Genomic DNA, 13,127 nt, shown 5'->3' with positions numbered 1-13,127 from the left:
CGTGCCGATCCCGGCACCAAGGATGCCGCAGCAAAACGATATGCACCGCACCGCATGGAACCAGATCAGAGACCTGACGAGACGGCCAATGGGTCGCAGCGGCGTGGTCCGTTATGTCCGCCTTCTGATCGTTCTGGCGATTGCGCTGGCTGTCGGGTTTGCCGGTGGCCCGCGCGTGCATGCCATGGGTGTTGGTGGAGACGCCGTGGCAATGGTGATTTGTTCGGAAGACGGTGCGCAGACAATTTATGTGCGCGCCGACGGAACCCCCGTGCCGCGCGGATCGGATTGCGCCAAATGCCCTTTGTGTATCGCGCTTTCCGTTCTCGGCCTGATCGGGCCTGAAGCCTCGGGGCATGCCAGGCTGTCGCGCCGCTATCGTGGCATTCGCCCTGCGACAATTGCCCTGCGCACACGCCGCTATATGCGCCGACAATCGCGGGGGCCCCCGTCCGACAACCCTGATCGACTTGATCCGGCACAGGCTGCCCCGGTGCGTATGCACCTTTCAGCAGCCGGAACGGGCTTCATCGAAGCCGGTTCGACCGATCTTGGACCGCGCCGGACTTGCGGGCAACACTTCAAGGATGCCCGTCAATGAATTGGTTCCGAGTTCTCCTCAGCCTGACCGTTTTCTGGTTTGCCGCGCTTCCGGCGGCAGCAGAGACCGTGCTTTCCAAGTTTCTGCCCGAGATTTCAGCCGACACGCTCGTGCCAGGGGCCGATGGGTTCGGCGCGCCGCGGGAAGATGTTGCGGTGGCCCCCGTTCTGAAGGGTGGCGAGACCATCGGCTGGGCTTTTGTCACCAGCGATTTCGTCGGCACGACGGGATATTCCGGCAAGCCGATCCACACGATGGTGGCCGTCGACAAGGATGCGCGGATCACCGGCGTCCAGTTGGTGAAGCATTCCGAACCCATCGTCCTGATCGGTATTCCGGATTCTAAGATGAAGGAAATGGCCGCCGGTTATGTCGGCCTTGATCTGGTCGAAGAGGCGGAATCGGGCGGCACCGCCCATGATGTCGACATCATCTCGGGCGCGACAGTCACGGTGATGGTGATCGACGATTCCATCGTGCGGTCTGGCCTGAAGGTGGCGCGCGCGCTTGGTCTTGGCGGCCTTAAGCCTGAGGAAAAGGCCAGCGGTCCCGTCTATGAGCTCAACCCCGAGGCCACTGCCCCGCAGGGCTGGATGGAGATGGAGGGCGACGGGACGCTGCGCCGGTTGTCGCTGGATGCGGGGCAGGTGAACGGGGCCTTTGCCGCGCTTGCGGACCAGCGCGCAGCCGAACGCCCGCTGACCGTACCCGACGAGACGACATTCATCGAGATGCAGACGGCGCTGGTATCGGTGCCCGCGATCGGCAAGGCGATCCTCGGCGACGCGGAATACGCCAACCTCGCCGCGTGGCTCGAGCCGGGCGAGCATGCGATCGTGATCGTCGGGCGGGGCCTTTATAGCTTCAAGGGCTCGGGTTATGTGCGCGGCGGGATCTTCGACCGGATCGTGCTGATCCAGGGCGATATCTCTGTCCGGTTCCGCGACCGCATGCACAAGCGGCTGGTGGCGGTGGCGGCGGATGGCGCACCGGTCTTTGCTGAGACCGACATTTTCAAGATCCCCGCCGATGCGGGCTTCGATCCGACGCAGCCCTTTCGTATCCAGCTTCTGGTGCAGCGCGAGGTGGGGCCGATCGAGAAGCTCTTCACGACCTTCGACCTCGGCTACCAGTTGCCGCAATCCTATCTGCGCCCGGTTGCGGTTGCGCCGGTGGCCGAACCCTCTGCCGCCGAAGGGATTGCGGGGCAGGAGGAAAGCGCGGCGCAGGCCGAATTGTGGAAGAAGATCTGGCGGGGATCGAAGACCGAGATCGCGGTTCTCGGCGCGATGCTCTTCGTTCTGACGGCGATCTTCTTCTTTCAGACCTGGGCCACACGGAATGCGCGGGCCTTCTTCTGGTTCCGCATCGCCTATCTCTCGGTCACTCTGGTCTTCCTCGGCTGGTACGCAAACGCGCAGCTTTCGGTGGTGAACCTGATGGCGCTCTTTGGCGCGCTGGTATCGGGATTCAGCTGGCAGGCCTTCCTGCTCGACCCGCTGACCTTCATCCTGTGGTTCTCGGTCGCTGCCGCGCTGCTTTTCTGGGGGCGGGGCGCCTATTGCGGCTGGCTTTGCCCCTTCGGCGCGCTGCAAGAACTTATGAACCGCGCGGCCAAGGCCCTGCATATCCCGCAATGGACCCTGCCCTGGGGTCTGCACGAACGGCTCTGGCCGCTCAAATACATGATCTTCCTTGGCCTTTTCGGCGTTTCCCTGATGAGCATCGAACAGGCCGAGCATTTGGCCGAGGTGGAGCCGTTCAAGACCGCGATCGTTCTGAAATTCGTCCGCGCCTGGCCCTTTGTCGCCTATGCGGCGGCGCTCTTGATCGCGGGGCTTTTCGTCGAGCGGTTCTATTGCCGCTATCTCTGCCCGCTCGGCGCGGCTTTGGCCATTCCGGCGCGGCTGAGGATGTTCGACTGGCTCAAGCGGTATCACGAATGCGGTCATCCCTGTCAGACCTGCGCCAATGAATGCCCGGTGCAGGCCATTCACCCGACCGGCGAGATCAATCCGAACGAATGCGTGAACTGCCTGCATTGCCAGCTTTTGTACCAGTCCACGACCAAGTGCCCGGTCGTCATCAGGAAAGCGAAGCGGCGCGACAGCGTTGCCGCCTCGCCTGCCCGTGATCTCGGGCATCACCCCAACTCACCCAAACCACAGGCTTCCAGTTGAAAGGAGTCCATACCATGACAGAACAACTGAAATCAGGCTTCAGCCGCCGGGCGTTGCTTGGCGCAACAGCGGGCGGCGCGGCGATCGCCGGAGGGCTTGGCGGACGTCTCGCGCTGACCGGCGGCGCCATCGGCGCGGCCACGCTGGCCGGCACCAAAACCGCGAACGCGGCCGAGGCGGCCAATGTCGCGCCGGGTCAGCTCGACGAATATTACGGGTTCTGGTCGTCGGGCCAGACCGGCGAGATGCGTATCCTCGGCGTTCCGTCGATGCGCGAACTGATGCGGGTTCCGGTCTTCAACATCTGCTCGGCCACCGGCTGGGGGATCACCAATGAATCGAAGAAGATCCTGACCGAAGGCCTGACCGAGAAGACCAAGAAGTACCTTGCGGCAAACGGGCTGGAATTCCCGCGAAACGGCGACCTGCACCACGTCCACATGTCCTTCACCGAAGGCAAATATGACGGGCGGTTCCTGTTCATGAACGACAAGGCCAACACGCGGGTCGCCCGTGTGCGTGGCGACGTCATGAAATGCGACAAGATCATCGAGATCCCGAATGCCAAGGGCATCCACGGTCTGCGCCCGCAGAAATGGCCGCGCACCAACTATGTCTTCGCGAATGGCGAGGATGAGGTGCCGATGGTCAATGATGGTCAGATTCTGGACGATCCGGCGCAGTACGTGAACTTCTACACCGCGATCAACGCCGACGACATGACCATCGCCTGGCAGGTGATGGTGACGGGCAACCTCGACAACACCGACGCGGACTATGACGGCAAATATGCCTTCTCGACGTCGTACAACTCGGAAATGGGGATGACCCTTGCCGACATGACCGCGGCCGAGATGGACCATGTCGTGGTCTTCAACATCGCCGAGATCGAGAAAGGGATCGAGGCAGGAGACTATCAGGAACTGAACGGCGTCAAGGTGATCGACGGCCGCAAGGGGTCGGAGAAAAACTACACCCGCTACATTCCGATCCCGAACAACCCGCATGGCTGCAACATGGCGCCGGACAAGATCCACCTCTGCATCGGCGGCAAGCTGTCGCCGACGGTTTCGGTGATCGACGTGCGCAAGCTCGATGACGTGTTCTACAACGGCGCCGAGCCGCGGTCGGCCGTCGTGGCCGAGCCGGAACTGGGCCTTGGGCCCCTACACACCTGCTTTGACGGTCAGGGCAATTGCTACACCACGCTCTTCCTCGACAGCCAGGTTGTGAAGTGGAACCTCGACAAGGCGGTTGCGGGCGAGGACCCGATCCTGTCGAAGACCGATGTTCATTACCAACCGGGCCATAACTCCACCGCCGAGGGCGAGACGCTCGACGCGGCGGCGAAATACTACATCTCAATGAACAAGTTCTCGAAGGACCGGTTCCTGAATGTCGGCCCGCTGAAGCCCGAGAATGAGCAGCTGTTCGTCATCGATGGCGATACGCTGACACTTGCCCATGACGGTCCGACCTTTGCCGAACCGCATGACTCGATCCTCGTCCATGCGAGCAAGGTCAACCCGCTGAACGCGTGGAACCGTCAGGACCCGATGTGGGCGGATGCCCGCAAGCAGGCCGAGGCAGACGGCGTCGATCTCGATGACTGGCAGGACACGGTCATCCGCGACGGCGACAAGGTCCGGGTCTACATGTCGAGCCAGGCGCCCGAATTCGCGTTGCAGAGCTTCACCGTGAAGGAAGGCGACGAGGTGACGGTCTATGTCACCAACCTCGACGATATCGACGATCTGACCCACGGCTTCACCATGGGCAACCACGGTGTCGCGATGGAGGTCGCGCCGCAGGCAACCGCCTCCGTCACCTTCGTTGCGGGGCAGCCGGGTGTCTACTGGTACTATTGCCAGTGGTTCTGCCACGCGCTCCATATGGAGATGCGGGGCCGGATGTTCGTCGAGCCGCGGGCGACCTGATCATGCTGAATCGCCTTGTCCCGATCCTGATGCTGCTTGCCGCGCCCCTCTGGGCCGCAGAGGTGCAGGTCATGCCGGGGCAGGGCACATTGCAAAACGCCATCGCCGGGGCATCCCCCGGCGATGTGCTGCGCCTGAGCGAGGGCAGCTATGCCGGGGCCTTGGTGATCGACAAGTCGCTGACCCTGACCGGTCCCGTCGGGGCGGTTATCGATGGAGAGGGTCAGGGCTCGGTGATCACCGTCACCGCAGATGATGTCGTGATCCGGGGCGTGACGGTTACCGGGTCGGGGCTACTGAACGCCGAGATTGATTCCGGCATCAAGATCGTCAAGGGCGCTGACCGGGCGATGATCGAAGGCAATCAGATCGTCGGGAACCTGCATGGCGTCGACGTGCATGGCGGGCTCGATAGCGTGGTGCGCGGCAATACGATCGTCGGGCTGCGGCTGGAGCGCATGAACGACCGTGGCAATGGTGTCTATGTCTGGAACGCGCCGGGCACGGTGGTCGAGGATAACGACATCCGCGACGGCCGCGATGGCATCTTCTCCAACGCGTCGCGGAAGGGCATCTACCGCAACAACCTGTTCCGCGATCTGCGGTTCGCGGTGCACTACATGTACACCAATGACAGCGAGGTGACCGGCAATGTCTCGGTCGGCAATCACCTTGGATATGCGATCATGTTCTCGAACCGGGTCGTGGTGCGGGACAACCTTTCCTTGGGCGACCGCGAACACGGCGTGATGCTGAACTACGCGAACAACGCGGATGTCAGCGGCAACCTTGTGCGTGGCGGCACGAACAAGTGCCTCTTCATCTACAATGCCCACAAGAACCTGATCTACGACAACCGTTTCGAGGGCTGCGGCATCGGCATCCACTTTACCGCCGGGTCGGAACGCAATGTGCTGACCGGAAATGCTTTCATCACCAACCGCGAGCAGGTGAAATATGTCGGCACGAAACATGTCGAATGGAGCTTTGAGGGTCGCGGCAACCATTGGTCGGACCATCCCGGCTTTGACCTGAACGGCGATGGTATCGCCGATGGAGTGTTTCGCCCGAACGACCTGATGGATCACATTCTCTGGTCGCAGCCCGCAGCGGCGCTGCTGACCGGGTCGCCCGCCGTGCAACTTGTGCGGTGGAGCCAGAAAAGCTTTCCCGCCACGCTGCCCGGCGGCGTGCTTGATTCCCACCCAATGATGGCCCCGAAGGCCATCGCCGTCCCGTCCGAGATCGCAGCCATGGAAGAAGCGGTCGCCGGACGCTGGGCGGAAGGAAATTATGATGATATCGCCACTGAACATCTCGGATCTCACTAAGACCTTTACCGGGGTCAAGGCGCTCGACGCCGTGTCGCTGACGGTCGCGCCCGGCAGCCGCGTGGCCCTGCTCGGCCATAATGGCGCTGGCAAGTCGACGATGATGAAGATCATCCTCGGGCTTTTGCCCTTCGATGCCGGAACGGTGACGGTCTGCGGTGCCGCACCGGGATCTGCCGAGGCGCGGCGGCAGGTGGCCTATCTGCCCGAAAACGCCGCCTTTCACCCTGCGCTCACCGGAGAGGAGCAGATCGGCCAATACCTGGCGCTGCGCGGTGAGAGCCCGAAGAAGGCGCGTGAGCTGCTTGAACGCGTCGGCCTGCATGATGCGGCGCGCCGCCGGATCGGCACATATTCGAAAGGCATGCGCCAGCGTGTCGGCCTTGCGCAGGCGCTGATCGGCAAGCCGAAACTTCTGGTTCTGGACGAGCCGACGTCGGGGCTGGACCCGGTGTCGCGCCGCGATTTCTACGCGCTCCTTGACGGGCTCGCGGCAGAGGGGGCGGCGGTGCTGCTGTCGTCCCACGCGCTGACCGAAGTTGAGGCCCGGACCGACCAGATCGTCATCCTGTCCAACGGTCGCATGGCCGCAAGCGGAACGCTTTCCGAATTGCGCCGCGCCGCCGCGCTGCCGGTGACGATGCATGTCACGGCGCGGAACGGCTACGGGTCCGAGATTGCCGATGCCCTGCCCGGTGCGATCCGTGTCGGCGCCGACCTGCACCTGTCCTGCGGGCAGGACGAGAAACTGGGCATTCTGGCCTGTGTCACCGGTCTTGGCGACAAGGTCGCCGATATCGAGATGATGCCGCCGAGCCTTGAGGACATCTACAGTCATTTCAGCCGGAGGGACGGGCAATGAACCGCATCCTCGCAACTGCGACAACCGAGTTCCGCATCGCGCTGCGCAATCGTTGGGTGGCCATCGCCATCGGCCTGATGGCGCTTTTCGCGCTGGTTCTGTCGGCGGCGGGCTCTGCCCCGACGGGCGGGCTGGGTGTCGACCGGCTGTCGATTACGGTTGCGTCGCTGACCTCGCTTTCGGTCTATCTGGTGCCGCTGATCGCGCTTCTGATGTCCTTCGACGCTGTCGCCGGCGAGGTCGAACGCGGCACCCTGCCCTTGTTGCTGACCTATCCCGGCGCGCGGGCAGAGATCCTCTTCGGCAAGCTTCTGGCCCATCTGGCCGTGCTCTCGCTCGCCGTGGTCGTGGGGTACGGAATTGCCGGTGCGGTCGCGTTCTGGGCGGATCCGGCGTCGGCTGCGGGCTTGCCTGCGCTTTTGCGACTGACCTGGACCTCGATCCTCTTGGGCGCGACATTCCTTGGCGCGGGCTATGCCCTGTCGTCACTGGCCCGGCGCCCGTCCGGCGCGGCGGGGCTGGCGATGGGGCTCTGGCTGGGTGCGGTCGTGCTTTATGATCTCGGCCTGCTCGCGGCGGTCGTTGCCGATGGCGGCGGCCGGTTCACCACGGAGTTCTTCCCGATCGCGCTTCTGGCAAATCCGGCCGATGCGTTCCGGCTCTTTAACCTCGCCGCCTCTGATGCGGCGGCTGCCGCTGCCGGTGTTGCCGGCGCCGCCGGTTCGGTCCCGCTCTGGCAATCTGCGCTGTCCGTGGCCCTGTGGCCGGCTTTGGCACTGGTACTGGCCACCGCCGCCTTTCGCCGGGTGACGCCATGAGACGCGTGCTGGTTTTCGCCCTTCTCCTTGCCGCTTGCCAGGAAGAGGCACAGGATATCTCGCCCGTGGCCCTGACCGAAAGCGCGGTCGGCCACTATTGCCAGATGGATATTCTGGAACATCCCGGTCCCAAGGCGCAGGTGCATCTGGAGGGGCAGCCGGGCATGCCGCTCTTTTTCAGTCAGGTCCGGGATGCCGTGGCCTATGCCCGCCTGCCCGAACAGGACGGCGTGATCCTGGCGATTTATGTCAACGACATGGGGGCCCAAGGCGCAACATGGCAGGACCCGGGCAAGGTCAACTGGATCGATGCGGCGACGGCCCACTATGTCGTCGGCTCCAGCGTCGAAGGTGGGATGGGCGCGCCAGAGCTTGTGCCCTTCGCCGATCCGGCCAAGGCCGCAGCCTTCGCGGCTGAGAGCGGGGGGACCGTCCTTCCGCTGTCAGATGTGCCTGACGATGCCGTTATCGCCCCGGCCAATCTTGTCGGCGATACCGACGATGACGCCGATTTCAATGCCCGACTGAAGGCATTGTCCGAAAGGGTCGAGGGATAAACACCATGCTGAACCGCCGCCGCTTCCTGTCCATCTCCGCCGCTGCGGTGGGGTTCGCGCCTATGGCCCGTGCCGGTGACGCGCCGGTATATCTCTGGTCCGGCGCCGCGCTGGGCGCGCGGGCGACGATCCGCCTGTCGCACCCGGATGCGGCGGCCATCACCGAACGCGTCGCTGCCGAGATCGACCGGCTGGAGAATGTGTTCAGCCTCTATCGGGCCGACAGTGCCCTGATGCACCTGAACAAGGCCGGTCGGCTTGACCTGCCGCCGCCGGAACTTCTGGAATGCCTGACGCTGGCAGGCGCGGTGCATCAGGCCACGGGCGGGCTCTTCGACCCGACGGTGCAACCACTCTGGGCGATCTGGGCGGAACGTGCGCCGGTGGGCGTGCGGCCGAGCGCCGCCGAACTGGCAGCGCTGCGCGCGCGCGGTGGCTGGTCCGATCTGCGGCTTTCCGCATCGGCTATATCGCTGGCCCCGGACGGCGCGCTGACTTTGAACGGCATTGCGCAGGGCTATATCGCCGACCGCGTCGCCGCGTTGCTGGCATCCGAGGGACTGACCGATATCCTGATTGATACCGGAGAGCACCACGCGCTCGGCGGCCAGCCCGATGGTGGCGACTGGCCGGTCAGGCTGGCCGAGGGCGGGCAGGTAAACCTGCGGTCCCGTGCCCTTGCCACCTCCGCACCGCTTGGCACGGTGTTCGATGCCGCCGGTACAAAGGGTCACATCCTGCATCCGGCAACCGGTGAGCCCGCCACGCCGCTCTGGCGCGCAGTGTCGATCTCGGCCCCCTCGGCCGCGCTGGCGGATGCGCTTTCGACTGCTGCCTGTCTGGCAGGCAGCCGCGCCGAGATCGACGCCTTCGCAAGTGCCTTCGCGGGTGCCCGCTGTGAAGCGGCCGTTCCGGTCTGAAGACGGGATCATTTTGCGAGGATCGAGCCGTCCGGCCCGGATCAGGGGAGACCCTCGTTAAACCGGGACAGACCGTCGGACAGAGGGAAAAGTGCCGCCTGAACCGAATGATAAATGTCCGGCTTGCCGCTGAACTGCGTCTCGGCCAACCGGTTTCCGGCATCAAGCTCCGGATACCAGCCGCCGTGTTTATGGTCGATCAGGTGACGATCCGCGAAGGTCCAGAGCCTGCGGTACCAGACTTCGTCCTCAGCGCGGCGGTCGAGCTTGATCAATGCCGCCATTGCACCGATCGCCTCGGTCACGGGCCACCAATAGCGCGACGGATTGTCAACGCGCCCGTCGAAATCGAGCGTATAGGCGAGGCCACCGTTTTCGGTGTTCCATGCATCGGTCAGCGCCCGTTCGATCAGCTTGCGGGCACGGTCGGGTGCGCCGTCCTCTGGCCGTCCGGTCAGGTCCCAGTATTGCAGAAGCAATCGCCCGAGTTCGAAGGAATGGCCCGGTGTCGTTCCGGCCGGGCGGAACATCGGGTTGCCTTCATAGGCGTGGTCGACCTGCCAGTCATCGGTATAGTGTTCGGGCAGGTGCCAGCTATGTGCGGGTGCCGTACGGGTGACGAAAAAATCAAGGATACGTCCGGCGCGGTTCAGGAATATCTCGCGCCCGGTCGCCTCAAAGGCGGTCAAGAGCGCCTCGACCCCGTGCATGTTGGCGTTCATGCCACGATAGGTGGAAAAGGGCGTCCAGTCGCGGTTCCATTCGTCGCTGAACAGGCCCGGCCCCTCTTCCCAGAAATACCGGTCCAGCACGCCACTGACATCGTCGATCAGCGTGTTCGCATCCGGGTGTCCGGCCTGAAAGGCGCTGGCCCCGGCCAGTAGTACGAAGACATGGCCATAGGCCAGCTTGCGCCCGTCGGCGATGCCTGTGCCTTCGAGCGCCCAGAGATAGCCACCGAACTCTGCGTCCCGGTGATGGCTTTGCAGATAGCGCATGCCGTGATCGACGATATCGTCGGCGCCCGCAACGCCGCGAAGGTGGCCGAGCGCATAGGAATGGACAAGCCGCGTCGTGGTGTGCAGTTCCTGCTTGTCGTCGGGCAGGGGCACTCCGGCGTGATCGAGCGTGTAGAACCCGCCCTCGGGGCGCAGGCTGGCACGGAAGAAGGCGAACTGGTGGTCAGCCTCGGCTGCGAGCCATGCGCGGTGGTCGGCGTGATCAAGCCAGAAGCCGGGCGCATCGGCCGGGCCGGGGGACAGGTTATCGGGTGTTGGTTGGGTCATAGATCGCGGGCTCATGATGGCATGACAGCAGGATAGGGCGCGAAGCCTTGAGCTGTGAAGGTGTGGATCGTCCTCGCCTATGTGCTGCTCTTGCTCAGGGCATCCTCCAGATCGGCCCAAAGATCATCGGCGCTTTCCAACCCGAGACTGAAGCGCACAAGCCGCGGCGAGACGCCGAAGCGCTGGAGAGAATTCTGATCTCCCTTCTGCGACAGCGCGGCCTGTGCGGGCATCACAAGGCTTTCGAAGCCGCCCCATGACACGCCGATACGGAAAAGCTTCAGGGCATCGACGAAACGCGGGATGTCGACGCTGTCGTCGAACTCGACGGACAGTAGTCCCGCGCGGCCGGTCAGGCCCGGCACCGAATTCGGCTCCGGCGAATGCACCGCCGTGACGCAGCGCAGACCCGCCAGCCGTTCAAGGAACGTATTCGCCGTCGCCTGATGGCGCAGCATACGCACCTCCAGCGTCCGGAGCCCGCGCGTCAGCAGCCACGCCTCAAACGGGGCGAGTTTGCCGCCCAAAAGGGAAAGGCTCAGGTCGCGGATCTGGGTGATCAGGTCCGACGATGCAATCACGACCCCAGCGACCGTATCGGAATGGCCCGATATGTATTTCGACGCCGAATGCAGGACGACGTCGATGCCCTGCGTCAGGGGGCGCTGGAATACCGGCGTCGCCCAGGAATTGTCGGTGACGGTCAGGACGCCGTTGCGTTTTGCATATTCGGCTACCCGTGAAAGGTTCATCGGGCGGAACACGACCGATGAAGGGCTTTCGAGATATGCTAGCCGCGCGCCCTTCAGAAGGTCGGGGTCATGTTCGAAAGCATCGGTGGAATGATAGGTGATCTCGACGCCGAAGGGGCGAAGGAGCCGCTCGAACAGGCGATAGGCATCGGGATAAACATGTTCGACACAGGCGATGCGATCCCCGGGCCGGACAAAGGCCAGAACGGCCGAGGAAATCGCCGCCATGCCCGAGGCGAATCCGACCGCCGCCTCGCCGCCTTCGGCCTTTGCCATCAGGTCCTCGAACACGGCAACTGTCGGGTTCTGAATCCGTGTGTAGATCGGTTGCGACGTCGCCCCGGACATTCGGTCGACAAAGTCCTGATAGCTGTCGAATGCAAAGAGCGAGGTCTGCACGATCGGCGGTGTCACTGACCCCTCCACGCCGCCCGTGACCATGGCCAGCAGGGTCGCCAGATCCGGTTGCCCTGTGTCACTCATCGCTGGCTATCTCAGGGCAGATTCGGCTGCGGCACCGATGCGCAACAGCCGTTCTTCGCCGAAGGGTCGGCCCATCAGCATGATCCCCGTGGAGGGCAGGCCCGTGGGCAGGGTCAGCGCCGAAAGTCCCATCAGGTTGCCCATGCGGGTATTTCGGAGCGTCAGCAGGTTTTCGGTAACGAAATACTTCTCGTCAGTTGTCAGCCGCTCGACATTCGGCGGCAGGTTCGGGGCGGTCGGGACCAGCACCGCATCGTAAGGTGCGGTCGCTTCGGCCCAGATTGCCCGGATACGGTCGAGCTTTTGCCAGGCCGCGACATAGTCCGCGCCGGAAAACTCTGCGCCGAGGCGAAAGCGATCTCGGATGGGGCCGAACATCTTTTCGGGATGCGCCTCGATCGCGTGTTTCCATGTGCCGTAGGCCTCGGTCGTGAAGAGCACACCCGAAAGCGCCATCGCGTCGGCAAGTTCCGGGACGGTCCCGCGCGTGACGGTGGCACCCGCATCGGTCAACCGTTCAATGGCATGTTTGAACCCGGCGAGCGGTTCGGGGCGGATATCGTCGAAGGCGATGGTTTCGAGGATGAGGAAGCGGGTGCCCCTGAGGCTGGCGCCACGCAGGTCGGCGGGTTTGCTACCCTCCATCGTTGCGAGCAGAAGGGCGGCATCCTCGACGGTCCGGCAAAGCGGCCCGACCGTATCGAAACGTGCGCAGAGCGGCACGACGCCTTTCAGCGAGAGACGTCCCGAGGTGGTCTTGAGCCCGACCAGATCGTTCCAGACCGAAGGCACCCGGACCGACCCGCCTGTATCAGAGCCGATCCCGGCCGCCGCCAGTCCGAATGCGACCGAGGCGGCAGCGCCCGAGGAGGAGCCACCGGGCGCAAGGGCGGGGTCGTTCGCGTTGGGCGGGGTCGCGGTCATCGGGTTGAGGCCGAGGCCGGAAAAAGCGAGCTCGGTCATATGGGTCTTGCCGAGGCAGACGAGGCCCTGATGGGTGGCATTGGCCAGCACCTCGGCATCGGCGGCGGGGATACGGCCTTCCAGCAGCCGCGAACCGGATTCGGTCGCCACCCCGGCCGTGTCGAAGAGGTCCTTCCACGATATCGGAACGCCGTCGAGCAGCGACAGGCGCTGTCCCGCCTTGGCGCGTTTCGATGCGGCGGCGGCCTCTTCCAGTGCGCGCGCCTCGGTCACGCGGGCATAAATGCGGTCGCGGTATTCGTGTGCACGTATCGCATCCAGATGAGCGGCGGTCAGTTCCTCGGGGTCGATCTCGCCACGCCCGATCGCGCGGCCCAGATCGCCCGCGCTCATCTCCCGCCATTCCGCCATTCGTGCCTCCCGCATTGATGGGGTGACGGTAGCGCCCGCGCTGCGTCTTGACCAGCGTCCGAACC

At 64.1% G+C, this 13,127-nt stretch carries 11 protein-coding genes; 8 read left to right on the top strand and 3 right to left on the bottom strand.

The features are described 5' to 3' along the window. The first annotated feature begins 40 nt into the window (after nt 1-40). From OEZ71_RS08675 to OEZ71_RS08640, 8 genes are read left to right on the top strand one after another with little or no spacing between them, the layout of a single operon-like run. Nucleotides 41-601 (top strand): DUF2946 family protein, encoded by a 561-nt coding sequence (locus OEZ71_RS08675; RefSeq protein WP_263739548.1) that lies wholly within the window; start codon nt 41-43, stop codon nt 599-601. After that, nucleotides 598-2,781: a NosR/NirI family protein gene (locus OEZ71_RS08670; RefSeq protein WP_263739547.1), complete on the top strand. Its 2,184-nt coding sequence runs from the start codon at nt 598-600 to the stop codon at nt 2,779-2,781. Before OEZ71_RS08675 ends, OEZ71_RS08670 begins: the two co-directional genes overlap by 4 nt. Before the next feature lie 14 nt (nt 2,782-2,795). Next, nucleotides 2,796-4,718 carry a TAT-dependent nitrous-oxide reductase gene (gene nosZ, locus OEZ71_RS08665; RefSeq protein ID WP_263739546.1) on the top strand — a complete coding sequence of 641 codons (1,923 nt, stop codon included), beginning with the start codon at nt 2,796-2,798 and terminating at the stop codon, nt 4,716-4,718. Nucleotides 4,719-4,720: 2 nt separating this feature from the next. Continuing rightward, the gene (locus OEZ71_RS08660; protein WP_263739545.1) at nt 4,721-6,049 is read left to right on the top strand and encodes a nitrous oxide reductase family maturation protein NosD; all 1,329 of its coding nucleotides are present in this window, start codon (nt 4,721-4,723) and stop codon (nt 6,047-6,049) included. Beyond that, nucleotides 6,015-6,911, top strand: a complete 897-nt coding sequence (locus OEZ71_RS08655; protein WP_263739544.1) for an ABC transporter ATP-binding protein — start codon at nt 6,015-6,017, stop codon at nt 6,909-6,911. Before OEZ71_RS08660 ends, OEZ71_RS08655 begins: the two co-directional genes overlap by 35 nt. Continuing rightward, entirely contained in the window at nt 6,908-7,729 is an 822-nt protein-coding gene (locus tag OEZ71_RS08650) for an ABC transporter permease (protein WP_263739543.1), read from the top strand. Before OEZ71_RS08655 ends, OEZ71_RS08650 begins: the two co-directional genes overlap by 4 nt. Beyond that, nucleotides 7,726-8,286, top strand: a complete 561-nt coding sequence (locus OEZ71_RS08645; RefSeq protein WP_263739542.1) for a nitrous oxide reductase accessory protein NosL — start codon at nt 7,726-7,728, stop codon at nt 8,284-8,286. Before OEZ71_RS08650 ends, OEZ71_RS08645 begins: the two co-directional genes overlap by 4 nt. Nucleotides 8,287-8,291: 5 nt before the next feature. Beyond that, entirely contained in the window at nt 8,292-9,206 is a 915-nt protein-coding gene (locus OEZ71_RS08640) for an FAD:protein FMN transferase (protein WP_263739541.1), read from the top strand. A 41-nt stretch (nt 9,207-9,247) separates the two neighbouring features. On the opposite strand, the gene OEZ71_RS08635 is transcribed toward OEZ71_RS08640, so the two are convergent. The 3 genes from OEZ71_RS08635 to OEZ71_RS08625 all read right to left on the bottom strand — a co-directional run bounded on the left by OEZ71_RS08635 (nt 9,248) and on the right by OEZ71_RS08625 (nt 13,062). After that, a complete protein-coding gene (locus tag OEZ71_RS08635; RefSeq protein ID WP_263739540.1) occupies nt 9,248-10,492 on the bottom strand; it encodes an AGE family epimerase/isomerase in 1,245 nt (414 codons plus the stop codon). A 77-nt stretch (nt 10,493-10,569) separates the two neighbouring features. Beyond that, entirely contained in the window at nt 10,570-11,727 is a 1,158-nt protein-coding gene (locus OEZ71_RS08630; protein WP_263739539.1) for an aminotransferase class I/II-fold pyridoxal phosphate-dependent enzyme, read from the bottom strand. A gap of 6 nt (nt 11,728-11,733) precedes the next feature. Beyond that, nucleotides 11,734-13,062, bottom strand: a complete 1,329-nt coding sequence (locus tag OEZ71_RS08625; protein WP_263739538.1) for an amidase — start codon at nt 13,060-13,062, stop codon at nt 11,734-11,736. Nucleotides 13,063-13,127: the final 65 nt, after the last annotated feature.

It is taken from the genome of Albidovulum litorale, from assembly GCF_025751495.1.
GTDB classification, from domain to species: domain Bacteria; phylum Pseudomonadota; class Alphaproteobacteria; order Rhodobacterales; family Rhodobacteraceae; genus Albidovulum; species Albidovulum litorale.
The sequence above is the reverse complement of the archived record's forward strand: the minus strand, read 5'-3'. Positions and strand labels throughout refer to the sequence as shown.